The sequence below is a fragment of the Rhodococcus sp. 077-4 genome, from assembly GCF_047782425.1.
In the GTDB taxonomy this organism is placed as follows: domain Bacteria; phylum Actinomycetota; class Actinomycetes; order Mycobacteriales; family Mycobacteriaceae; genus Rhodococcoides.
Map to the genome: position 1 here is coordinate 1,329,362 of NZ_JAJPWC010000001.1, position 22,491 is coordinate 1,351,852.

A 22,491-nucleotide genomic window follows, 5' to 3' on the forward strand; every position below is an offset into this window, starting at 1 on the left:
CACGATGGCCGATCAGCTCTACTTCGCCCTCGAACTCGACGGCTTCGACGAATCGCCCGCTCGATTGCTCGAGAAGGTCGCCGACGCCGAGCGTGCGGGATTCGCGTTCGTCACCTTCGGTGATTCTCTGGTCTCGTCGCGGAATCGACTGGACGCCGGTACGCGTGCGGCGTACGTGGCGTCGACCACGTCCACGATCGGCCTGGCTCCGACCGTCCATACCGTGACCACCGAACCATTCTTTCTCGCAACACAACTCGCCAGCCTCGACCATGCATCCCATGGCAGAGGTGCCTGGGTGGTAGGCGCAGACAACACGGCTGCCGCCCACGCAGCGGTGGGTTCGCAGGTGCACGCCGATGTCACCGCCGAGATCCGTGACGTCATCGACGTCTCTCGGCGACTGTGGGATTCGTGGGAGGACGACGCCGTGATACGTGACGCTTCGACCGGTCGATACCTCGATCCCGCGAAAGTCCACCACGTTCGTTTCGAGGGCGAGTTCTTCGACGTCGTCGGGCCGCTGATCACCCCACGATCACCGCAGGGCCAGGTGGTCGTCATCGGCGACGCCGACCTTGGAATCACGGATCTGCTCGATGTCGCACTGGTGCGCGGAGAGGATATCGCGGATCGAGCCGATGCGGCCCGCGCCGACGGAGCCGCGTTGGTCTTTGCCGACATCGATCACCTCTCCGACGCCCAATCGGTGGCCGGAGCCGTCGACGGTGTCCGTCTGCATCTCGGAACGACAGCGGTGAAAGACCTTGCTGTTCCGGCACATCTGCTTCGCATACCCACCCCTGGTCTGTCGCTTCGCGAGAACCTGGGATTCACCCGTCCGGTCAGTCGTTACGCGGCCGCGCAGAAGTAGGAGAGACATTCGTGAGCATCGACGATCAGCATCCGGACACCGGCGCACCGTTCGACCCGAACGCGCAGATCCATCTCGGAGTGTTCTACCCGGGGATCGGCGCGCAGACGGTCTGGGAAGACCCGAACGCTCCGGACCAGGTGGCGACCGACACCTTCATCGACGTGGCAACCAAGCTCGAACGTGGGTTGTTCGACGCCTTCTTCCTCGGTGACGGCCAGCGGGTGCGGGAGAACCGTGGCGATATCCTGTCCACCGACATCGCGGGTCGACCGGATGCCATCACTGAGCTGGCTGCGCTGGCATCGGTGACCGAACGGATCGGATTGGTGGCCACTCAGAACACCACCTACAGCATTCCGGTGGAGCTGGCTCGTCGATTGGCCAGCCTTGACGTACTGTCCGACGGTCGAGCCGGATGGAACATCGTGACCACCGACAACGCCTGGACGGGAGAGAACTTCCGCCGCGGTGGTTGGTTGGAGCACGAGCGCCGCTACGAGCGGGCCACCCAGGTGGTCGAGCTGGCCAAGAAGTACTGGGCAGGCGAAGCCGTCGCAAGCCGGACCGATCTCTTGAATGCCCAAGCGGTGCCCACTGTTCCGGCCAGCGCACAGGGGCGGCCCGTACTCTTCCAGGCCGGCGACTCTTCTGGCGGGCGGGATCTCGCAGCGCGGCACGCGGACGTGGTGTTCTCGGCCAACAACGCCTACGACGCTGCCGTGGCCTACGCCCGAGATCTGCGTGCCCGTACGGCTGCGTACGGTCGCGCTGCCGATGCCGTCAAGATTCTGCCCGGTGTGACCGTGGTTCTCGGTGACACGGAGGCGGAGGCAGAAGAGAAGGTTCGCTGGCTTCGGTCCAACGCGCACAACGGAGTTCGCGCCATCGCGTTCCTGGAACACTACTGGGGCAAGGACCTGTCGAACTACGACCCGGAAGGTCCGCTACCCGATATCGATCCGGTCGAGGACGAACTAGATCCGTCGCGTGGAACCCTCGCAATCGACGCGCGGACAGGCAAGCTCGAGCAGATTGCTCAGTGGCGTGCGTTGTCCGAAAAGAAAGGCTTGTCGATCCGCGAGTTGGTTCTCGAAGTGTCACCTGCGTCGCGGTTTCACTCGGGAACGCCTGCCGCAGTGGCAGACCGATGGGCGGATCTCGTGCGCCACCGGGTGGTCGACGGATTCAACATCAACCCGTACCACCTCGGCGACGCTATCGACGAGCTGGTCGACAAGCTGGTTCCCGCCCTGCAGGAGCGGGGGGTGTACCGGACCGAATACACGACCTCGACGCTGCGCGGTCACCTCGGACTCGAGGAGGAGGCCGCATCCCAGCGCGTGCAGGCGTCGTAGGGCACCCCCCTCGTGCGCGTTTTGCGTATTCAGAGGTACGCAAAACGCGCACGAGGAGCGCAGCGACACCCCACCCTCCGGAACCGATCGATCCGTGAGGCCTGTGCGTCTACGACGTGCAGGTCTCGAATCGGTCGCGACGTCCTCTGAGTCGGCTGTGCAGGCTCTACCATTGGCGGCATGACTGCCGATCCGACCACGCCTGCATCGTCGACCAGTTCGGCGAACTGGAAGCGCCGCGCCATCCTCCTCGGAGTCGGCGTCGTACTTCTGCTGATCGCCTACTTCGTCCTGGCTGCATTCCTGCCGCGTTGGTGGAGTCTGCGCGTGGAGGAGCTGGCCGATCGCACGTTCACCAAAGGCATCCTGTGGGGACTGCTGTTCGGCATCGTCTGCACATTCGCGCCGCTGGTGTTCTTCTGGAGCGCATGGTCGGTCCGTAAGGGCAGGGCAGGAAAACAACTGGCCATCGGGTCGGTCGTCCTGGCCGTCGTCACTGCTGTCCCGAACCTGTTGACGCTCACGATCGTCCTCGGATCCAGCAACGCCGCCCATGCAGGCGAACGAACCCTCGACACCAGTGCACCCGGCTTCCGTGGTGCGACTGCACTCGGTGCCGTCATTGCGGTGGTTCTGGTTGCGTTGTTGGTCTTCGTGGTGGTTCGCCGCAAACGTCGACGCACAGCTGCCGCGGCTCTGCCGCAGTAACTTTCGATATTCAGGCGCTGCGCAACACCGTCGGCTCGGTGATGATGCGGATACCGGGCTCCGGGTCGAATCTGTATCCCGCACCGCGGACCGTCGTGATCAGTCGACCGAACTGGCCCAGCTTGGTTCGCACCCGGGACAGGTGCACGTCGACACTGCGGCCGCCGTCGGAAGTGTTGAGCTCGGAACGAGCGAGAACGACACGTGGATGCCGAGCCAGATAGGCGAAGATCTCGAACTCGGTGTGGCTGAATCGCACGCTCTTGCCGCCCAGGATCACGTCGCGGGCGGGCAGGTCGATCACCAGGGGAGCGTTCAGTTCGTTGACGCGAACGTCGAACCGCGTCAGGATTTTCGCGTGCGGGGCATAGCTTTTGGCGGCGCTGCGAAGAGCATCGGCGAGGGCATGCAACTGGGGACGCGTGAGTCCCTGGAGCGATGATGTGCCGGAATCGGAAATGCGAACGACGACGGTGGCTTCGGTACTCATGACTTGGCTGGCTCCTGTGACAAGGGTGCTGCAGATACGGGTCGGATGGTCAGCGAGGGCAGCGACAGCTCTTGTTCACGGTCACACCTTGATCGACGACGGGCCGTTCCGCCAGGTATCCGCTCACCGTGATCGCAATGGTTGACCTGTTATGACATGCGTGTTGCGATCGGGCGTGACCGATGTACTACGCCCACACACCGAATTGGTGACCCGCGCCGTCGAGTGGAATCATCCCGACGCCGAAGCCTTACGCGCGGCCATGGCTGCAGAGGTGGGTCCGCGCTACGCGGATCGGGCCGAGCTGATGACGAAGACCCAGGCCAACGCCGTCGACGAGGGCACCGTGCATCGCACGTTCGTCGTCTATCGCCGCGATGCGGACGGCGCGGAAATGGCCGTCGGACACGCGGCGCTGCGATGGAACGGACCCGACCTCGAACTGAAGCGGATGTTCGTCCATGCCGAACATCGCGGAACCGGAGTCTCGACGGCGCTGCTGGTCGCGTCGGAGAAGGCCGCTCGAAACGAGGGCCTGCCCCGATTGATCCTGCAGACCGGAGATCGCCAGCCCGACGCAGTTCGGTTGTACGAGAAGAACGGCTACACCCGAATCCCGGTGTTCCCGCCGTACGAGGCACTGCCCTTCTCCAACACGTTCGAGAAGGTCCTCAAGACCGGAGCGTGAGAACCTCGGCCCCGTCGTCGGTGATGAGCACGGTGTGCTCGCTGTGGGCGGTGCGGCATCCCGTCGCGGCGCGCAGCGTCCATCCGTCGGGATCGGTGACGAGTTCGGCGGTGTCTTCCATGATCCACGGCTCGAGGGCCAGCATCAGGCCGGGACGGAGCTTGTAGCCGCGGCCGGGCCGCCCGGAGTTGGAGACATGCGGGTCCTGATGCATCGTCGAGCCGATACCGTGCCCGCCGAACTGCATGTTGATCGGGTAGCCCGCTGCGCCGAGCACTGTTCCGATGGCGTGAGAGATGTCGCCGATCTTGTTGCCGGGCCGAGCCGCATCGATCCCCGCGGCCAACGCGCGTTCGGTGGCGTCGATCATCGCGAGATCCTTCGCGGGCTTGTTCTGGCCGACGACGAAGCTCAGGGCCGAGTCCGCTGCGACGCCGCCGAGGACGACGGCCAGGTCGAGGGTCAGCAAGTCACCGTCGGCCAGCGCGTAGTCGTGCGGAAGACCGTGCAGCACAGCGTCGTTGACCGAGGTGCAGATGTAATGGCCGAACGGCCCGCGGCCGAAGGAGGGCGCGTAGTCGACGTAGCAGGACGTCGCTCCTGCTCCCTCGATGATGTCTTTGGTCCACTGATCGATCTCGAGCAGGTTGGTGCCCACGGTGGCGCGCTCGCGGACGGTGCGGAGAATCTGGCCCACCAGGGCACCCGACTCACGTGCGAGGGGGAATTTGGTCGGCGGCAGAATTTCGATCATGGGTGACCTTTCGTCGTGTCACGAATAACTATACCGGTTCAACGATCAGTGACCGGAGGGGTTGCTGCATACCCGGAAACCGATGTGACCGCTGGACGTCTCCTCGGACACCCCTGAACGAGCCGAGGTGCGATAGCGGCGGCAGTAACTGTCGTGGCACAGGTGGGACCCGCCGCGGATCACCGCCCGTCGGTCGCGGCGGGAGGCGTCGAACACCCCGGTGGTCCACTCCCAGACGTTTCCGGTGCACTCGTGCAAGCCGTATCCATTGGGCTCGAAAGACTTTGTAGCGCAGGTGTATACGGTATCGGTCGATGTCCCCGGAAATTCGCCTCGCCAGGTGTTCATGCGTGAGAGGTCCGGTTCGCTGCCCCACGGAAACGGTTGCTGCTCCAGCCCGCCCCTGGCTGCGAACTCCCACTGAGCCTCGGTCGGCAGCGCCGTACCGGACCAGGCGCAGAACGCCGCCGCGTCGCGTCTCGACACGTGAGTGACCGGATGATCCGGCAGGTCGGCGACGGCGTCGAGCATCGATTGCGGCCCGGCCGGTGCCCGCCAGTTCGCCCCGGCAACCACGCGCCACCACGGCGTGACGGGGACCTCGGGGGAGCGGTCTGCAGAGGGGAGGGATCCGGCGAACACCAACGAATCTCCGAACGTCTCTGCGTCGGTGACGAAGCCGGTCGCGTCGACGAATGTTGCGAACTGCGTCACCGTCACCGTGGTGACGCCGATGGCGAACGCGTCGACGTCGACCGATCGCACCGGACCTTCGAGATCCTCGGGGTAGCTGCGAGCGTCGTCGCTCCCCATCAGAAATGTGGCACCGTCCAGATTCACCATCGGCGGTGCCGCGCCGGACCCCGACGCGCTGGTGGGGGCCGCAGTGCTCCCGCTTCGATCGGGTGTACAGCATCCAGGCATGGGACTCATGATCGCATCCTGCGCCGAAAGATGTGCTAGGCAATAACAATGAGTGAAGAGAACGTCCTGATTGTTCATTGGCACGATCTGGGGCGTCACCTGGGGGCATACGGCGTTCGTTCGGTGTCGAGCCCGCGCGTCGATGCGCTCGCGGCCGAGGGGATCCTGTTCACCCGTGCGCACGCCACCGCGCCGCTGTGCTCACCCTCTCGGGGATCGCTGTTCACCGGCCGCTACCCGCAGAGCAACGGACTCGTCGGGTTGGCTCACCATGGCTGGGAGTATCGCCCAGGAGTGCGGACGCTACCTGCGCTGTTGGGTGAATCCGGCTGGCAGACAACGCTGTACGGAATGCAACACGAGACGTCCTTCCCCTCGCGGTTGGGATTCGAGACGTACGACGTGTCGAACTCGTACTGCGAGTACGTCGTGGAGAAAGCGAATGCCTGGTTGCGCGAGGAGCGGACCGAACCGTTCCTGTTGACCGCAGGCTTCTTCGAGACGCACCGGCCGTACCCGCGGGAGCGCTACACCCCGGTCGACGCGTCGTCGATCGAGGTGCCCGACTACCTGCCCGACACCCCGGAGGTCCGCGCCGACCTGGCCGAATTTCACGGATCGGTCGAGGTTGCGGATGCCGCGGTGGGCGAACTGCTCGACACGCTTGCCGAGACAGGGCTCGACGAGAACACCTGGGTGGTCTTCATGACCGACCACGGTCCGGCCTTTCCGCGCGCGAAGTCGACCCTCTACGAGGCCGGAACCGGAATCGCGATGATCGTCCGACCGCCGACAGCACGGGGACTGCGACCGCAGGTGTACGACGAGCTGTTCAGTGGTGTCGACTTGGTGCCGACTCTGTTGGAACTGCTGGGCGTGCCGATTCCCGACGAAGTCCAAGGGCTCTCGCACGCCACGCAACTGACCGGAGAACCGGCTGTGGCACGTGAGCAGGTCTTCACGTCCAAGACCTACCACGATTCGTTCGACCCCATCCGGGCCGTGCGAACCAAGGAGTACAGCTACATCGAGAACTACACGGACCGGCCGCAATTGGATCTTCCGTGGGACATCGAGGAAAGCCCGTCGGGGCAGGCCGTGGCCGACTCCGTGAGCGGACCGCGGGCCCGGACGGAGTTGTACGACCTGCGAACGGACCCCGGCGAGACCGTCAACGTCTACGGCAATTCCTCCTACCGCGCCGTTGCCGAGGATCTGGCGATGCGCTTGCACACATGGCGCGAGTTCACCGGAGACGTCATTCCGTCCGACTTCGTCGGAACACGCATCTCCGATCGATACACCCAGGACTACGCGGCCGTACACGGATTGAAGCCGACCTCTCGGTCCCCGCTGAGTTCCGAGCGTGGAATCGACGATGCACAACATGAGGAAACTGGCAAGATTTAAACGCTGCACGATTGAAATAGCCTGTTGCGCGCGGACGTTCGAGTTCGTTTACGCTCTCGTCCATGAGCGATCACCCACGGTCCTATCTCGTGCTGGCGTCGCAGCGCAGTGGCAGCACTCTGCTTGTCGAATCGTTGCGGGCGACGGGCGTAGCAGGCGAACCGCAGGAGTTCTTCCAGTATCTGCCGAGCACGTCGTTGGCACCGCAGCCGCGTGAATGGTTTGCCGGTGTCGAGGACGAGTCGATACTGCGGCTGCTCGCGCCGCTGGATCCAGGCACGCCTGCCACCGAGACCAGCGTTCAGTGGCGGGATCGGATTCGCGCCGCGGGACGCAGCAACAACGGCGTGTGGGGCGGAAAGCTGATGTGGAATCAGACTCCATTGCTCACCGAGTGGGCCGACGGTCTGCCCGATCGCACGGGTGCCGACCTGCTCTCGGCCATCCACGACGTTGTCGGTGACGATGTGCTCCTCGTGCATGTCCGACGCGAAGACACTGTGGCGCAGGCGGTCTCGATGTGGCGCGCGGTACAGACGCAAGTGTGGCGTGGCAGTGCAGATCCCGAGGTCGATGCTCGCGCCGAATACAACGCCGACGGCATCGCCCACCTGCACCGAATCCTGGTGGAGCAGGAGCGATCCTGGACGCAGTGGTTCGCCGAAGCCGGCGTGACACCCCTCGAAGTCTCCTTCGGCGAGTTGGCAGCCGACACCACCGGGCAGGTCGGACGAGTGCTCGGCGCGCTGGGACTCGATCCCGCGCTCGCTCCGCCGCCCGCACTGAAGCGGCAGGGAGACAGCCGCTCCGACGACTGGATAGACCGCTACCGAGCCGAAAGGGTGAGCGCATGACAACGAGCGTCACCGATGCCGATTTCAGGACCGTCGACGAACTCCGAATTCTCGAAGCCGAATCGGTGCACATCATCCGCGAGGTGGTTGCCGAACTCGAGCGCCCCGTGCTGCTGTTCTCGGCCGGCAAGGACTCGATCGTGTTGCTCCGATTGGCGGAGAAAGCATTTCGGCCGTCGCCGTTGCCGTTCCCGGTGCTGCACATCGATACCGGTCACAATTTCCCCGAGGTCATCGAGTTCAGAGACCGTCGAGTCGAGGATGCAGGCCACAAGCTGATCGTGGCGTCGGTCCAGGACTCGATCGACCGCGGTCGCTCCACCGAGGTCGGCGGGCCGAACGCGTCGCGCAACCGCCTACAGACGCGAACCCTGTTGGACGCGTTGGAAGAAGGCCGTTACGACGCCGCGTTCGGTGGGGCTCGTCGCGACGAAGAACGGGCCCGTGCAAAGGAGCGCGTGCTCAGCTTTCGTGACGAGTTCGGCCAATGGGACCCGCGGGCGCAGCGCCCGGAGCCGTGGTCGCTGTACAACGGCCGCATTCGCCGCGGCGAGCAAGTACGGGTCTTCCCGCTGAGCAACTGGACCGAACTCGACATCTGGCGGTACATCGAACTCGAAGGACTCGAACTGCCGCCGATCTACTTCGCGCACGAGCGCGAAGTGTTCGAGCGAGACGGAATCCTGCTCAGCACATCGGAGTTCACCTCGCCCACCGAGCACGAGCGAGCATCGACGGAATGGGTTCGCTACCGTACCGTCGGCGACCTCACGATCACCGGAGCCGTGCGTTCGCACGCAACAGACATCGCCGGCGTCATCGGAGAAATCTCCGCGGCGACGGTATCCGAACGGGGAGAAACGCGCGCCGACGACCGAACATCGGTGGCCGCGATGGAAGACCGCAAGCGCGAGGGATACTTCTGATGACACGCCAACTATTGCGACTGGCCACAGCCGGTTCCGTCGACGACGGCAAGAGCACGTTGATCGGGCGGCTGATGTTCGATACCGACAGCCTGCCGCTCGACCACCTCGACGCGGTCACCAAGGACGGTGTCGCGGACCTGGCTGCACTCTCGGACGGGCTGCGCGCCGAGCAGGAACAGGGCATCACCATCGACGTGGCCTACCGATTCTTCTCCACCGAATCGCGCAGCTACATCCTGGCCGACACCCCGGGACACGAGCGATACACACGCAACATGTTCACCGGTGCGTCGACCGCCGATGTGGCAGTGCTGCTGGTCGATGCGAGCGCCGGTGTACTGCGTCAAACCCGCAGGCATGCACGGATTTCGACGCTGTTGGGCGTCGAACACCTGGTCGCGGCCGTGAACAAGATCGACCTGATCGGCTACGGCGAGGAACGGTTCCGTGAAGTGGAGGCCGAGCTGCGGTTGCTGGCCGAGCGGCTGGGAGGCGTCGAGCTGACGGTGATCCCGCTGGCCGCGAAGGACGGCGACAACGTGGTGCATCGGTCTGCGCACACACCTTGGTACACCGGCCCGACTCTGCTCGAGCACCTCGAAACCATCGAACTGGCAGCTCCAGCAGCAGAACCCGCAGAGGTGCGATTACCCATTCAGTGGGTATCGCGCCCGACCGCGGGTGAGCGGCGTCGGTACACCGGCAGGCTGTCTGCCGGCACGTTGGCCGTCGGCGACGAGGTGGTCGCGCTCCCGTCGGGATCACGATCCACGGTGACCGGACTCGACACGCTCGACGACGAACGGACGGTAGCCGTTGCGCCGCTGTCGGTTTCGGTGCAGCTCGCCGACGACATCGATATCGGACGAGGCGACGTCCTGGTGAGCGGGGTCGACGGCGCACATGAGCCGGTGCTCGCTCGGGAGATCGATGCAACGGTGTGCTGGTTCGGCGCAACTCCGCTGCGTGCCGGCGACCGAGTGTCGCTCAAACACACGGCCAGAACCGTCCGTGCGACGGTTCAGGCGCTGCATTCCCGCTTGGACCCGGAGACGCTGGACGAGAAGAGTTCCCCGGTCGAGCTGTCCCTCAACGACATCGGAACCGTGACTCTGCGGACGTCGTCGGTGATCGTGGCGGATCCATACCTGGGTAACCGTGACGCCGGTGCCTTCATCCTGATCGACGAATCCTCCAACGACACCGTCGGGGCCGGCACCATCGCCGAAGCCCGCGAGGTCAAGCCCGGCGAGCAGACTCGAAACGACATCAAGTGGCACCCCTCCGCGCTGGACCGCGCGCACCGCTGGACCGCGACGGGTCAGAGCGGTGCGACCGTCTGGTTCACGGGTCTGCCGGCCTCGGGTAAATCCACCGTGGCAGTGGCCCTCGAACGAGCACTGGTCGAATCCGGCCGCACCGCATACCTTCTCGACGGCGACAACGTCCGCCACGGACTCTCCGACGATCTCGGCTTCAGCCCGGGGGACAGGGCCGAGAACATCCGCCGCGTCGGGCATCTCACACGACTGCTCGCCGACTCCGGTGTGGTGGCCATCGCCTCGCTCGTCTCGCCGCTGGAATCCGACCGCGCCATCGCACGAGCCTTGAACGACGCGGCGAAGCTCCCGTTCATCGAGGTCGCTGTCAGCACGCCGTTGGAAGAATGCGAGCGCCGCGACCCCAAGGGCCTCTACGCGCGAGCACGGGCCGGGGAATTGAAAGGGCTGACGGGCGTCGACGCGCCATACGAAGCGCCGTCGAACCCGGACCTGACAATCGACACGACCGGTGCCGATATCGACGACCTCGTGAAGAGGGTCCTCGTGGTTCTGGAAGAGCACGAGCGGCGACCGGACACCCGATAGAGCCGTCTCGACCGGCCGTGAAATCCTGACTTTCGTGTCAGCGCATCCTCTCGACGAACCCATTCGCAGTTCTCTCGACGGCGCACTTTCGCGCTTCGCGATTCGGCGCGGACGGATAGGGCGGGTGGATCCCGAGGTGTCGCCGTTCCTCACGCACCCCGAGGTGCTCGAGCGCCAGGACTGGGAGGACATCGCCGCCTTGTACGGCCCGCGAACCGTCGTGGGTCTGCGGGGCGCGGTGGTGGATCTTCCGGTCGGTTGGTCGTCTGTGGACAGCTTCGGCCTGGTGCAGCTCGTCGGAACGCATCTCGAGACGCGGCCCTTCGAGGAGGCCGTCGAGCTGAGTGCGGCGGACGTTCCGGAAATGCTGGACCTGGTGCGCCGCACCGAGCCCGGGCCGTTCTTGTCCCGGACGATCGAGCTCGGCACCTACCTCGGTGTTCGACGAGATGGCGCCTTGATCGCGATGGCGGGCGAGCGCATGCACCCGACGGGGTGGACAGAAATCAGTGCAGTGTGCACTGATCCCGGGTTCCGTGGGCAGGGCCTTGCCACCGACCTGGTGCGCGCCGTCGGTCACGGTATCCGTGCTCGCGGCGAGGAGCCGTTCCTGCATGCTGCGGCCTCGAACGTGCGCGCCATCGAGCTCTACCTCTCCATCGGATTCGAATTGCGTCAGACCTCTCAGCTGACGTTGGTACGGACACCGGCCTAGAACGGCGGTGCTGTCGTGTCGTTTGTCTGCGGCTCGTGGTTGTCGGGTGGGTTGGGGTAGGCGATGATGCCGGATCGTCTCGGTTTTGTGGGGATGTGTGGTCTGAGGTCGTTGCCGAGGATGGGTGCGGCTGTTCCGTTGGCGGGCAGAGTGATTCGGGTGGTTTTCGAGGTGGAGGTCCATAGTAGTGCGCCGCCGGGGAGCATGGTGGCTGTCCAGTAGCCGGCGGTTTTCACCGAATGGTGGAACTCGCACAGGCATTGGAGGTTGTTGATGGTCGTCCAGCCGCCGCCGAGTGGGTTGGTGTGGTCGAAGGCGACGATGTGATCGAGTTGGCAGCGTGCGGCGGGGCGGTGGCAGCCGGGCCCGGTGAACCCCGATTCCGAACATGCGTTCGAAATAAACGAAGACTATCCCGACCCACCGACAGAAACGGAAACTGTCGTTTGCAGACTCATCGATCCAGCATTTATCGTTAACTGTGCGAATCAATAGCGACTCGATCTACGACGACGGGCTTGTCCGCCTCGACGATGCCGGCGTCACGCTTCGCCACTATTACTTCCCTTTCGCCACGAGAAAATTCGTTCCGTACGACCGGATTCGCGCCGTCGACACCGCCGTCCTCGGCAATTGGAACGGGCGGTGGCGACTGTGGGGTGCGTCGACAAACGACCAGTGGCTTCCGCTGGACGTGATGCGTCCCAAGAAGGACACTGCAGTGGTGCTCACCCTCCGCCGCATCTCACCGGTTTTCACTCCCGACGATCCGGAGCTGGTCGCCCGTCTCGTTCGCGAGCGCATGGCCGCCCATACATCACGCGTCCATACATCACGCGCCCAGACGTGACGCGCCCCGACGAGCGTTTCACTCTCGCCAGTGAGCGCACATTTCTCGCCTGGCTGCGGACGTCGCTCGGTCTGCTCGCCGGCGGAATCGCGATTGTCCATCTGGTTCCCGGGTTCGGTACCGGCTGGGTTCGGACCTCGCTGGGTCTGGCCTTGATCGGTCTCGCGGCGGCGGCTCCGATCATCGGATTGCGACGGTGGTTGCGCGTCAAGGCCGCCCTCGACAGTGGTGCACCGATGCCCGAATCGCGAGACCTGTGGGTGTTCGCCATCGGCATAGCCGCGGTGGCGTTGCTGGCTGCGGCGGTCACGGTTCTGGGGATCCAGTAGCGCGCTCCCGACGGCCGAAGGTGCACAATCGAAGAACTAGGACGACCAACGACAGGAGTTCGGCGTGGCGCAGGGTCTCAAGCTCGGTTACAAGGCATCGGCAGAGCAGTTCGGGCCGCGGGAACTGGTCGAACTCGGTGTGCTCGCCGAGCAGCACGGCATGGACTCGGCGACGGTCAGTGACCACTTCCAGCCGTGGCGTCACGAAGGCGGCCACGCGCCGTTCTCGCTGGCCTGGATGACGGCCGTCGGCGAGCGAACGAACACGATCCAGCTCGGTACCTCGGTACTGACGCCGACGTTCCGCTACAACCCGTCGGTGATCGCTCAGGCATTCGCGACGATGGGCTGCCTCTACCCCGGACGCATCATGCTGGGTGTGGGAACCGGTGAGGCACTCAACGAGATCGCGACCGGATTCACCGGCGAATGGCCTGAGTTCAAGGAACGATTCGCTCGCCTGCGTGAGTCGGTGCGATTGATGCGCGAGCTGTGGCTCGGCGACCGCGTCGACTTCGAGGGGGAGTACTACACGACCAAGGGCGCGTCGATCTACGACGTTCCCGAGGGCGGTATCCCGGTCTACATCGCCGCAGGCGGTCCGGTGGTCGCGCGCTATGCAGGACGCGCAGGCGACGGATTCATCTGCACCTCGGGCAAGGGCATGGAGCTCTACACCGACAAGCTTCTTCCGGCCGTCGAAGAGGGAGCGGGCAAAGCCGAGCGCGACGCCGGTGAGATCGACAAGATGATCGAGATCAAGATCAGCTACGACACCGATCCCGAGCTGGCGTTGGAGAATTGCCGCTTCTGGGCACCGCTGTCGCTGACGCCGGAGCAGAAGCACTCGATCGAGGATCCGATCGAAATGGAGAAGGCTGCGGACGAGTTGCCGATCGAGCAGGTTGCCAAGCGGTGGATCGTGGCGTCGGATCCGGACGAGGCAGTGGAGCAGGTCAAGCAGTACACCGATGCCGGCCTGAACCACTTGGTCTTCCACGCACCGGGGCACGATCAGAAGCGGTTCCTCGAACTGTTCGAGAAGGACCTCGCGCCGCGCCTCCGCAAGCTCGGCTGACTCGAGCGCAGACCTCAGAGATCGGCCGTGAGTGCGAACAGTCGCATGTCACGGTCGGTTCTGGTCTCGTACTCGCCGTACACCTCGATCATCGCGCCGAACTGTCCATAGATGCGCGCCTTCTCCTCGCCGGTGATGCGAGTGGCCGTCACCGGAATCTTCTTGCCGCCGATGGCCACCACGGCCTTCGGATCGGCAAGGAGGTTCGACGTCCACGCCGGATGGTGCTGCTGACCGAAATTGGATCCGACGACGTAGATCTTCTCGCCCTCGCGGTAGTACAGCAGCGGGCTGGTCCTCGGCTTGCCGGATTTGCGGCCGGTGGTGGTCAGCAACACCACCGGTGCCGCGATCGGCCCGAGGACGGTGAAACGGCCGTCGGATTTGGTCAACAACCACCGGTCGACGCCTGCGAGGTTCTTGATGACCCACGAACCGGGCTTCGTCGACGCGAACTTCACGGCGGGTTTACGGATGAACGAGGTTTCGCTGCCCCAGCGCACATCCGGGAACGGTGATTCGGCCATGGTTCATGGGACAACCCGACTGCACCCGGTGTCAAGACCGCACCCACTAGGCTAGCGAGCATGGCTGAGCCCAGCGGCACCGACGCGTCGGACATGTATCCCTCGAGCATCTACATCGCGTCGCCGGAAGGGGACACCGGGAAATCCACCATCGCGTTGGGCGTGCTGCAGATGCTCGCGGCGACGGCGGCCCGCGTGGGTGTGTTCCGGCCCATCGCGCGTTCGACGGACGAACCCGACTACATTCTCGAACTGCTCGTCGAGCACACCACCGCAGATCTGACCTACGAGCAGTCCCTCGGCGTCACCTACGAGCAGGTCCACGCCGACCCGGATGCAGCGCTCAGCGAGATCGTCAATCGGTACCACGAGGTGGCCTCCCAGTGCGATGCCGTGGTGATCGTGGGCAGCGACTACACCGACGTCGGTAGCCCCAGCGAACTCGGTTTCAATGCCCGCATCGCGGTCAATCTCGGTGCCCCCGTTCTGCTTGCGCTGCGCGGGTCCGAGCGCACACCCGACGAGATCACCCAGTTGGCCACCCTGTGCCAGGCCGAGCTCCGGCAACACCACGCACATCTGGCTGCGATCGTGGCGAACCGCTGCGACCCCGACGCTCTCGACGCGGTGACCGACGCGCTGGCGTCGGTCGGAGTGCCCGCGTGGAGCCTGCCGGAGATTCCCCTTCTCGTCGCGCCGACGATGGCCGAGCTTCTCGATGCGGTCGACGGCACGTTGTACAGCGGCGATTCGTCCCTGTTGCAACGAGAAGCGTTGCGGGTCATGGTCGGTGGCATGACGGCCGAGCACATCCTCGAACGTCTCACCGAAGGTGTCGTCGTCATCGCGCCCGCCGACCGATCCGACGTGCTGCTCGCCCTCGTCAACGCCCATGAGGCCGAGGGTTTTCCGTCCCTCGCCGGAATCATCATGAACGGCGGCATCGATCCCCATCCGGCTATCGCACGACTGGTGGCGGGACTGGGTCCGCGGTTGCCGATTCTGACGACGGAGCTCGGCACTTTCGACACCGCCTCCGCCGCGGCCCAGACCCGAGGGCGCGTCGCGGTCGGCTCGCAGCGCAAGGTCGATACCGCACTCGGCCTGATGGAACAGCGGGTGGACGCGAAAACCCTTCTGGGACGGCTCGATATCGCCATCCCCACCATCACGACCCCGCAGATGTTCGAGTACCAGCTCATCCACCGGGCACGCGCCGACCGCAAGCACATCGTGCTCCCCGAGGGCGGCGACGACCGCATCCTCCGTGCGGCCGGACGGCTGCTGCAGCGTCAGGTCGCGGATTTGACCATCCTCGGTGAAGAAGGCCCCATCCGCCGACGCGCGTCGGAACTGGGCGTCGACCTCGACAGCGCGACGGTTCTCGACCCCAAGAACTGCGATTACGCAGAGGACTTCGCAGTGGAGTACACCGAGCTGCGTAAACACAAGGGCATGACGCTCGAACGCGCCCGCGAGATCATGGCCGACATCTCCTACTTCGGAACGATGATGGTGCACAAGGGAATCGCCGACGGCATGGTCTCCGGTGCCGCACACACCACGGCGCACACCATCAAGCCGTCGTTCGAGATCATCAAGACCACCGAGGGAGTGTCGACGGTGTCGTCGATCTTCCTGATGTGCCTGTCCGATCGTGTTCTCGCCTATGGTGACTGCGCCGTCGTACCCGACCCCACGTCCGAGCAGCTGGCCGACATCGCTGTCTCCTCGGCGCAGACCGCGGCCCAGTTCGGGATCGAACCCCGGGTGGCCATGCTCTCGTACTCCACCGGTGAATCCGGCTCGGGAGCCGACGTGGACAAGGTCCGACAAGCCACCGCACTTGTGCGCGAACGCAATCCAGAGCTGCTCGTCGAGGGCCCGATTCAGTACGACGCGGCCATCGAACCGTCCGTCGCCGCGTCGAAGCTGCCCGATTCCGAGGTGGCGGGCAAGGCCACGGTGTTCATCTTCCCGGACCTCAACACCGGCAACAACACCTACAAGGCCGTCCAGCGCAGCGCCGGTGCCGTGGCCGTCGGACCGGTTCTGCAGGGACTGCGCAAGCCCGTCAACGATCTTTCCCGCGGCGCACTCGTCGAGGACATCGTCAACACCGTCGCCATCACCGCGATTCAGGCCCAGGGTATCGCCGACGCAGCCGAGCAGGAGAGCAAGTGAGCATCCTCGTCGTCAACTCCGGTTCGTCGTCGGTCAAGTTCCAACTGGTAGATCCGGGCTCGGGGGAGTCTCTGGCCAACGGGCTCGTCGAGCGCATCGGCGAATCCGACGGCCGAGTCGAACTCGACCACCGGGGCGAAACATCCGAGCGAACCCAGCACATCGAAGACCACGGTGCCGGTCTGGCCCTGGCGTTCGAGATGCTCGCCGACGCAGGGGTCGGTCTCGACTCCGACGTCACCGCCGTCGGGCATCGTGTCGTTCACGGCGGCACCGTCTTCTACCGTCCGACGATCATCGACGACGCGGTGGTGCAGCAGATCTCGGACCTCAGTGCCCTTGCCCCACTCCACAATCCGCCGAACGTCCTGGGTATCGAGGTCGCCAGGAAGCAACTGCCGAACGTGCCGCACGTGGCAGTGTTCGATACGGCCTTCTTCCACTCCTTGCCCGACGCGGCCGCGACGTACGCCATCGACGCGACCGTGGCTGCCGAGCACGACATCCGACGCTACGGTTTTCACGGCACCTCGCACCGCTACGTGTCCGAGCAGGTCGCGCAGTTCCTGGGCCGCGACCTCGCCGAGATCGACCAGATCGTGCTGCACCTGGGCAACGGTGCATCTGCCTCGGCCGTCGCCGGGGGTCGGGCCGTCGACACCTCGATGGGGCTGACCCCGCTCGAAGGTCTCGTCATGGGTACCCGCAGCGGTGACATCGACCCCGGCGTGATCATGCACCTTCGCCGCAGTGCGGGCATGAGCGTCGACGATATCGATGCGCTGCTCAACCGTCGCTCCGGGCTGATCGGACTGAGTGGGGTCAACGACTTTCGGCAACTACAGGAACGGATCGACGACGGCGACGCGTCCGCGCGCCTGGCGTACGACGTCTACATCCACCGCCTGCGCAAGTACATCGGCGCGTACATGATCGGGCTGGGCCGGCTCGACGCCATCACCTTCACCGCCGGTGTCGGCGAGAACGCGGCAGCGGTACGTGCGGACGCCCTCGCGAGCCTGCAGGGCTTCGGCATCGAGATCGACCCCGAGCGTAATGCCGTGCGCAGCAAACAGGCTCGGGTGATCTCGACCGACTCCTCGAAGGTCACGGTGCTGGTGGTGCCGACCAACGAGGAACTTGCGATCGCTCGCGCAGCGGACGATCTGGTAAGTGCCGGCGACTAGAACAGTGAACGTGGCCGGATCGCGTTCGCCAGATCCACCAGTGAAAAGCGATGGGCACGATCGGTGGCGTTGCGGGCCAGCGCCCGAAGGCCCTTCTCGGTGCCGCGCCGCAACCCGTCCTCGGTGAACGGGACGCTGAGAATCGGTTCCCGCTCGGCTGTGGCGGCGTGGCCGGAGACGATCCAGTCCAGGGCCATCGCCAGCACCAGCGTCCGCATCTGCAGCGCCCGGCTCTCGGCCTTGGGCAGTAGCGCCACTCGCCGTGCTGCAGAACGGAAATCGGCCTCGGACAGCTCGGCTCGCGAGCGGTCCATCAGTAGCGTCAACACACTTGTCATGCGTGCCATCGAGTAGTGCCGCGAGCTGATCGGTACTTGATCGAGAGCGGCGATGGCACCCGTTTGATCACCGCGCCGCTGCAATTGCCGAGCCAAGCCGAACGCCGAACTGACGATGCCACGGTTGGTTCGCCACACTGCCCGGTACAGCCCCTCGGCCCTGGCCCGCCACTTCTCGGCTTCTTCGGCGTTGCCGGTGGCGACGTGGCCGAGCAACTCCGAGGTGGCTCCGAGAGCGAGTTTGGGTGCGAGCTCGCCGGGCATCGCGCCCAGGACGTTGTCGAAACAGGTGAACGCCGAATCGTATTCGTGATGGAGCAGCGCGATCAGACCGGCGTACCACTGGACGCGCCACGGGTCGGCGTCGTGGTCGGTCGACTGGACCTTGGACAGAATGTCCGTTGCCTCGACCACGTTCCCGAGATCGAGATGGGCCTTCACCTCGGCGAGGGTGATCTCGAGACTCAGCTCGACGGGAGTCGAATCAGGAGTGGTGGAGCCAGTAGAGCGGTTCGATTCCGTTCCGGCAGTGATGCGTTCGATGCCGTTGCGTTTGGCGTGTTGCAGTGAGTCCAACGTCTGTCGAGGCTCGACGTGTACTGCTGCGGCGAGCAACGGTGCACTCGGGTCGTTGGGGTCCACCAGTGGAACCGGTAGCGCAGCAACCACTTCGGCTGCCGTCATTCGTTCGTGGCGTACCGTGCCGTCCACGTAGGTGTCGGTGCGCCCCACCGACTGCTCGGTGCCGAATGTCGTGCGGGGCGGGCTGAACACCGTCGACAGTCCTGGCCGCTCGACGCCCGTTCGGATCGCCAGAATCTCGCGCAGCACGCCGGTGGCCTGCCCGGCGAACTCGTCCGCGGACCGGAAGCGCCGAGTGGGGTCCTCGTGAGTGGCGCGCAGCAGCAGTCGATGCAGCGACGGAAACTGCTGCAGCACATCCGAATCCTCGGCCGAGGGCAGCCCGTCGAGATACTTTCCGTTCTTCGAAGGCATGTCCAGCGTCAGTACTGCGAGCGTGCGCCCCACCGTGAAGATGTCCGACGCCACCGTCGGCCCCGTCTTCACGATCTCCGGTGCCTGGTAGCCCACCGTGCCGTACAGGTAGCCGTAGTCCTCGATGCCCGCGACCGCGCCGAGGTCGATGAGCTTGATCTGGTCGTCGGAGATCATGATGTTCTCCGGCTTGAGATCGTTGTAGACCAGACCGATCGAATGCAGATAGCCCAGTGCCGGAAGAACTTCGAGGACGTAGGCGAGCGCCTGCTCGACCGGCAGGCGGGCACCGTCTCCGCAGGCGGTGAGGATGTCGCGCAACGAACGACCGCCGACGTACTCCATGACGATGAAGCCGACGGTCGATCCGTCCTTTCGGGGCTGTTCGACGAAGTTGTAGATCTTCACCACGCCGGGATGTGCGACCTCGGCGAGGAACTGACGTTCGGCGACGGCGACGGCATGGGCCTCTTCGTCACCGAAATGCAGCAGTCCCTTGAGTACCACCCAGCGGTCGCTGACGTTGCGGTCGATGGCGAGGTAGATCCAGCCGAGTCCGCCGTGCGCGATGCAGCCCTGCACGTCGTACTGGCCGACCACACGGTCGCCCGGCTCCAGCAACGGAGTGAAGTCGAACGTCGCACCGCAGTGCGGGCACACGCCCACCGAGATGTCGGGCTCGCCGGGCTCGTTGCGGCCCACCTTGGCGTTGCACTTCCAACAGAACCGCTTGTGTTGCGGCACCGTCGGATCCGACATCACCGCGGTGGCCGGATCGACCGGCTCCACCCGTGGGACCTCCACCAGACCGCCGCCGAGTCGCCGCCGAATGCCGGTGCTGCGCGACCGACCCGATCTCGACCGACCCGTCTTGGATCGGGTGGAAGCATTCTGTGCCGCAGTGGATTTCGCGGTGCGGCCGTCGATCGGCGACCGCGAGACCGCCTGGGTGCGTTCGACGCCGTCGGTCGCCGCTGGTGCTCTCGACACGGCCGCAGTGCGTTCGCTGGTGTCGGTTCGAGAGACCGCCTGCGTTCGCTGCGCCGGGGCTGTGGCTTGCTGTTCGTCGTCGTCCATGTCGGGGTCCCTAATCGCTGTACGACGCGCTGGGCGGACCGGGGGTGGGACCGAGCACCGTCAACCAGCGGTTGTAGATGCGATTCCACGTTCCGTCGGAGCGGATGCGCGCCAACGTCCCGTTGACGAACCGCACCAGATCCTCGTTGTTCTTGTTGATTCCCACGCCGTACGGTTCCGGGCTCAGGCTCTCACCGACGATCTCGAGGTACGGATCCTGCGCAGCGAGACCGGCGAGAATGGCGTCGTCCGTGCTCACGGCGTCGACCTGCCGTTGTTGGAGCACCACGAGACAATCCGACCACATCGGCACCGTCACCACGGTCGCGGCGGGCTGCACACGCTGAATGCGTCGCAGCGACGTGGTGCCCTCCACGGCGCACACCCGCTTGCCCGCGAGGTCCTCGATTCCGCGGATGCCCGAACCCTGTACCACCAGAACCCGGTGCTGCGCTTGGAAGTACACGGTGGAGAACTGGACGTCCTGGCGCCGAGCGCACGTGATGGTCATGGTCTTCACCACCATGTCCACCGACGAATCCTGCAGGGCCTCGAGCCGCTGCGCCGAGGTGAGGATGCGAAAGTCCAACCGGTTGGGGTCGCCGAACAGGTCGCGTGAGACTTCCCGGGCGATGTCGACATCGAACCCCACCAGCTGGCCGGTCATCGGATCACGGAAGCTGAAAAGGTTGCTGCCCGTGTCCAATCCGACAATCAGGCGGCCTTTGGCGCGCAGAGCATCGATGGTCGGCTGCGGCACCGGCGGAGCGCCGGGGCCCGTCGCGAGCGGCCGCAGGCTGGCGGTGGGGCGGGCGCACTCGTCGTCTGCGGGACTCTCGGTGGGCCGAGCGGCGACGGATGCGCCGTCCGGCAGCGGCGGCTCGGTGAACGTCGTATCCATCAGCGGCGCAGAGTTGTCCGGCGGAGCGCACCCGACCAACAGGGCGGTGACCATGATGCCGACAGCCAGCAGGCGCATCACAGGTACTCACGCAACCTCGGGAACAACCCGACGCCGAAGGCCACCGAGGCGACGACGGTGAGTACGTACGCACCGTTGGACAACCCCGACAACACCCACACCGAGCGATCGATGTTGGACCGCAATTCGCGTCGGGCATTCTCGATTCCGTCGACCAGGACGCTGTCCAGTGCGGTGAACGCTGCGGCCGAATCGGATTCGCCGGTCCCGGTGGCGATGGCGACCGCGCCGTTGAAATCGCCGACCTCGAGCGCGGAATCGATCCGCGAGTGCGAGGTGGACCACGTGCTCAGAGCATCGATCACCGCCGCGTCGCCCTGGAACATCTCCGTCAGTCGAGAGACGTTGGCGTCGAACGACTGTCCGTAGTCCTGGCTGCCGCCGCGGCGGGCGAGATCGAGTGTCTCGTCTGCTCTGGCCTGCTGCGCGAGGATGAAACCCGTCGTGTAGGACTTCAGCGGAGACACTCCACGGTCGATCGCGTGATCGGTGGCGATCGAGGAGATCAGTCCCACCACCAGCATCCAACCGAGAAGTCCGGCGACAGCGACTGTGGCAGAAAGGATTCCGACGTTCAACGTCCGACGCGTAGTCCGTGACAGGTACCACTGCGCCGCACCGGTCATCAGCAACAGGAACACCAGCGAGCCGATCGCGAACAGTGGGGGACTGGTGAAGCGCTCCTGATCGGCCGACACACGCGACGCCTGCTCGGTGTACAGCTTCTCGGCCAGCGGCAGCAAACTGGTCTGCATCATCGTCGACGCCTCACCGAGATACGCCGCGCCCACCGGATTTCCGCTGCGATTGTTGGCTCGCGCCGTCTCGACCAGACCGCTGTACACCGGCAGCCCGGCGGCGATCTGAGTCAGCACTGCGCTGGTGGCCGCGTCGTTCTCGGTCACTCCGGCCGAGGCCGCGATCAACTCCGACGATGCCTCCCCGAGCGCCTGCGAGTATCGCTCGCGTACCTCGGGCGGCTCGAGTCCGCCGGCGATGAATGCCGTCGCCGCAGCCGCATCGGCCACCGACAGTGCCCCGTACAGATTCTGTGCCGAGTTGGCGAACGGCTCGGTCCGCACCAGCAGGGTGCCCAGAGTGTCGACCCGTTCGGTCACGGCCGTCGATGCGAGATTGCCGACCGTCAAGGCCAACACCACCAGAGCCGTTCCCATCGCGACCAATCGCGCAGGCGTCGAGCGCATCGTGTATCGAACCGGTGGCTTGCCTGCAGTGGCACCGACGTGCGTAGCCGTTGTCGGGGGGACGGCAGCGGAGGGGGTAATGCCGGCCGCGATCACGCTCCCGAGCATATAAGCAGGCGGACCGTACTGCAGCCACTACAGCTCACTGACTACCGGCAGATGATTC

At 65.1% G+C, this 22,491-nt stretch carries 22 protein-coding genes; 14 read left to right on the forward strand and 8 right to left on the reverse strand.

What is annotated here, in order from left to right; all coding sequences use genetic code 11:
* Window positions 1–4 precede the first annotated feature (4 nt).
* The 3 genes from ACNEOT_RS06495 (at window position 5) to ACNEOT_RS06505 (ending at window position 2,940) form a co-directional block, all read left to right on the forward strand.
* Window positions 5–874: an LLM class flavin-dependent oxidoreductase gene (locus tag ACNEOT_RS06495; RefSeq protein WP_415973084.1), complete on the forward strand. Its 870-nt coding sequence runs from the start codon at window positions 5–7 to the stop codon at window positions 872–874.
* Window positions 875–885: 11 nt separating this feature from the next.
* Window positions 886–2,232: an LLM class flavin-dependent oxidoreductase gene (locus ACNEOT_RS06500; protein WP_415973085.1), complete on the forward strand. Its 1,347-nt coding sequence runs from the start codon at window positions 886–888 to the stop codon at window positions 2,230–2,232.
* Between the two features lie 180 nt (window positions 2,233–2,412).
* Window positions 2,413–2,940 carry a permease gene (locus ACNEOT_RS06505; protein ID WP_415973086.1) on the forward strand — a complete coding sequence of 176 codons (528 nt, stop codon included), beginning with the start codon at window positions 2,413–2,415 and terminating at the stop codon, window positions 2,938–2,940.
* Between the two features lie 10 nt (window positions 2,941–2,950).
* Here the strand turns inward: ACNEOT_RS06505 and ACNEOT_RS06510 are convergent, their stop codons facing one another.
* Window positions 2,951–3,430, reverse strand: a complete 480-nt coding sequence (locus ACNEOT_RS06510; protein WP_415973087.1) for a winged helix-turn-helix domain-containing protein — start codon at window positions 3,428–3,430, stop codon at window positions 2,951–2,953.
* Window positions 3,431–3,605: 175 nt separating this feature from the next.
* Here ACNEOT_RS06510 and ACNEOT_RS06515 point away from each other — a divergent pair, with 175 nt between their 5' ends.
* Window positions 3,606–4,118, forward strand: a complete 513-nt coding sequence (locus ACNEOT_RS06515) for a GNAT family N-acetyltransferase (RefSeq protein ID WP_415973088.1) — start codon at window positions 3,606–3,608, stop codon at window positions 4,116–4,118.
* Here ACNEOT_RS06515 and map read toward each other — a convergent pair.
* Window positions 4,102–4,872, reverse strand: coding sequence for a type I methionyl aminopeptidase (gene map, locus ACNEOT_RS06520; protein WP_415973089.1), 771 nt, complete (start codon window positions 4,870–4,872; stop codon window positions 4,102–4,104). The two genes, ACNEOT_RS06515 and map, sit on opposite strands and share 17 nt — an antisense overlap.
* 45 nt (window positions 4,873–4,917) lie before the next feature.
* On the reverse strand, window positions 4,918–5,805 hold the full coding sequence (locus ACNEOT_RS06525; RefSeq protein ID WP_415973090.1) for an SUMF1/EgtB/PvdO family nonheme iron enzyme: 888 nt from the start codon (window positions 5,803–5,805) through the stop codon (window positions 4,918–4,920).
* Between the two features lie 39 nt (window positions 5,806–5,844).
* Here ACNEOT_RS06525 and ACNEOT_RS06530 point away from each other — a divergent pair, with 39 nt between their 5' ends.
* The 5 genes from ACNEOT_RS06530 (at window position 5,845) to ACNEOT_RS06550 (ending at window position 11,572) form a co-directional block, all read left to right on the forward strand.
* The gene (locus ACNEOT_RS06530; RefSeq protein WP_415973091.1) at window positions 5,845–7,206 is read left to right on the forward strand and encodes a sulfatase; all 1,362 of its coding nucleotides are present in this window, start codon (window positions 5,845–5,847) and stop codon (window positions 7,204–7,206) included.
* Between the two features lie 62 nt (window positions 7,207–7,268).
* A complete protein-coding gene (gene stf0, locus ACNEOT_RS06535) occupies window positions 7,269–8,060 on the forward strand; it encodes a trehalose 2-sulfotransferase (protein ID WP_415973092.1) in 792 nt (263 codons plus the stop codon).
* On the forward strand, window positions 8,057–8,986 hold the full coding sequence (gene cysD, locus ACNEOT_RS06540) for a sulfate adenylyltransferase subunit CysD (RefSeq protein ID WP_415973093.1): 930 nt from the start codon (window positions 8,057–8,059) through the stop codon (window positions 8,984–8,986). Before stf0 ends, cysD begins: the two co-directional genes overlap by 4 nt.
* Complete coding sequence (gene cysC / locus ACNEOT_RS06545) at window positions 8,986–10,857, forward strand: adenylyl-sulfate kinase (RefSeq protein ID WP_415973094.1); 1,872 nt, start codon at window positions 8,986–8,988, stop codon at window positions 10,855–10,857. Before cysD ends, cysC begins: the two co-directional genes overlap by 1 nt.
* 34 nt (window positions 10,858–10,891) lie before the next feature.
* Window positions 10,892–11,572: a GNAT family N-acetyltransferase gene (locus tag ACNEOT_RS06550; RefSeq protein WP_415973095.1), complete on the forward strand. Its 681-nt coding sequence runs from the start codon at window positions 10,892–10,894 to the stop codon at window positions 11,570–11,572.
* On the opposite strand, the gene ACNEOT_RS06555 is transcribed toward ACNEOT_RS06550, so the two are convergent.
* Window positions 11,569–11,808: a hypothetical protein gene (locus ACNEOT_RS06555; RefSeq protein ID WP_415973096.1), complete on the reverse strand. Its 240-nt coding sequence runs from the start codon at window positions 11,806–11,808 to the stop codon at window positions 11,569–11,571. The two genes, ACNEOT_RS06550 and ACNEOT_RS06555, sit on opposite strands and share 4 nt — an antisense overlap.
* A gap of 245 nt (window positions 11,809–12,053) precedes the next feature.
* Here ACNEOT_RS06555 and ACNEOT_RS06560 point away from each other — a divergent pair, with 245 nt between their 5' ends.
* The 3 genes from ACNEOT_RS06560 (at window position 12,054) to fgd (ending at window position 13,829) form a co-directional block, all read left to right on the forward strand.
* A complete protein-coding gene (locus ACNEOT_RS06560; protein WP_415973097.1) occupies window positions 12,054–12,422 on the forward strand; it encodes a hypothetical protein in 369 nt (122 codons plus the stop codon).
* Entirely contained in the window at window positions 12,419–12,751 is a 333-nt protein-coding gene (locus tag ACNEOT_RS06565) for a YidH family protein (protein WP_415973098.1), read from the forward strand. The genes ACNEOT_RS06560 and ACNEOT_RS06565 overlap by 4 nt, the downstream gene beginning before the upstream one ends.
* Before the next feature lie 64 nt (window positions 12,752–12,815).
* Complete coding sequence (fgd, locus tag ACNEOT_RS06570) at window positions 12,816–13,829, forward strand: glucose-6-phosphate dehydrogenase (coenzyme-F420) (protein ID WP_415973099.1); 1,014 nt, start codon at window positions 12,816–12,818, stop codon at window positions 13,827–13,829.
* A gap of 14 nt (window positions 13,830–13,843) precedes the next feature.
* Here the strand turns inward: fgd and ACNEOT_RS06575 are convergent, their stop codons facing one another.
* Window positions 13,844–14,356, reverse strand: coding sequence for a nitroreductase/quinone reductase family protein (locus ACNEOT_RS06575; protein WP_415973100.1), 513 nt, complete (start codon window positions 14,354–14,356; stop codon window positions 13,844–13,846).
* A 60-nt stretch (window positions 14,357–14,416) separates the two neighbouring features.
* Here ACNEOT_RS06575 and pta point away from each other — a divergent pair, with 60 nt between their 5' ends.
* Both pta and ACNEOT_RS06585 read left to right on the forward strand, forming a co-directional pair.
* Complete coding sequence (gene pta, locus ACNEOT_RS06580) at window positions 14,417–16,540, forward strand: phosphate acetyltransferase (protein ID WP_415973101.1); 2,124 nt, start codon at window positions 14,417–14,419, stop codon at window positions 16,538–16,540.
* Window positions 16,537–17,727, forward strand: a complete 1,191-nt coding sequence (locus ACNEOT_RS06585) for an acetate kinase (protein ID WP_415973102.1) — start codon at window positions 16,537–16,539, stop codon at window positions 17,725–17,727. The genes pta and ACNEOT_RS06585 overlap by 4 nt, the downstream gene beginning before the upstream one ends.
* Here the strand turns inward: ACNEOT_RS06585 and ACNEOT_RS06590 are convergent.
* From ACNEOT_RS06590 to ACNEOT_RS06600, 3 genes are read right to left on the reverse strand one after another with little or no spacing between them, the layout of a single operon-like run.
* Window positions 17,724–20,138, reverse strand: coding sequence for a tetratricopeptide repeat protein (locus ACNEOT_RS06590; RefSeq protein ID WP_415973103.1), 2,415 nt, complete (start codon window positions 20,136–20,138; stop codon window positions 17,724–17,726). The genes ACNEOT_RS06585 and ACNEOT_RS06590 overlap by 4 nt on opposite strands.
* A 10-nt stretch (window positions 20,139–20,148) precedes the next feature.
* Window positions 20,149–21,117 (reverse strand): glutamate ABC transporter substrate-binding protein, encoded by a 969-nt coding sequence (locus tag ACNEOT_RS06595; RefSeq protein WP_415973104.1) that lies wholly within the window; start codon window positions 21,115–21,117, stop codon window positions 20,149–20,151.
* The gene (locus ACNEOT_RS06600) at window positions 21,117–22,421 is read right to left on the reverse strand and encodes a hypothetical protein (RefSeq protein WP_415973105.1); all 1,305 of its coding nucleotides are present in this window, start codon (window positions 22,419–22,421) and stop codon (window positions 21,117–21,119) included. Before ACNEOT_RS06600 ends, ACNEOT_RS06595 begins: the two co-directional genes overlap by 1 nt.
* Window positions 22,422–22,491 lie beyond the last annotated feature (70 nt).

Coding starts and splice junctions, on each gene's coding strand:
- ACNEOT_RS06510 (WP_415973087.1), bottom strand. CDS start 3,430: ATGAGTACCGAAGCCACCGTCGTCGTTCGCATTTCCGATTCCGGCACA.
- stf0 (WP_415973092.1), top strand. CDS start 7,269: ATGAGCGATCACCCACGGTCCTATCTCGTGCTGGCGTCGCAGCGCAGT.
- ACNEOT_RS06595 (WP_415973104.1), bottom strand. CDS start 21,117: ATGCGCCTGCTGGCTGTCGGCATCATGGTCACCGCCCTGTTGGTCGGG.
- ACNEOT_RS06505 (WP_415973086.1), top strand. CDS start 2,413: ATGACTGCCGATCCGACCACGCCTGCATCGTCGACCAGTTCGGCGAAC.
- ACNEOT_RS06525 (WP_415973090.1), bottom strand. CDS start 5,805: ATGAGTCCCATGCCTGGATGCTGTACACCCGATCGAAGCGGGAGCACT.
- map (WP_415973089.1), bottom strand. CDS start 4,872: ATGATCGAAATTCTGCCGCCGACCAAATTCCCCCTCGCACGTGAGTCG.
- cysD (WP_415973093.1), top strand. CDS start 8,057: ATGACAACGAGCGTCACCGATGCCGATTTCAGGACCGTCGACGAACTC.
- ACNEOT_RS06495 (WP_415973084.1), top strand. CDS start 5: ATGGCCGATCAGCTCTACTTCGCCCTCGAACTCGACGGCTTCGACGAA.
- pta (WP_415973101.1), top strand. CDS start 14,417: ATGGCTGAGCCCAGCGGCACCGACGCGTCGGACATGTATCCCTCGAGC.
- ACNEOT_RS06590 (WP_415973103.1), bottom strand. CDS start 20,138: ATGGACGACGACGAACAGCAAGCCACAGCCCCGGCGCAGCGAACGCAG.
- ACNEOT_RS06530 (WP_415973091.1), top strand. CDS start 5,845: ATGAGTGAAGAGAACGTCCTGATTGTTCATTGGCACGATCTGGGGCGT.
- cysC (WP_415973094.1), top strand. CDS start 8,986: ATGACACGCCAACTATTGCGACTGGCCACAGCCGGTTCCGTCGACGAC.
- ACNEOT_RS06575 (WP_415973100.1), bottom strand. CDS start 14,356: ATGGCCGAATCACCGTTCCCGGATGTGCGCTGGGGCAGCGAAACCTCG.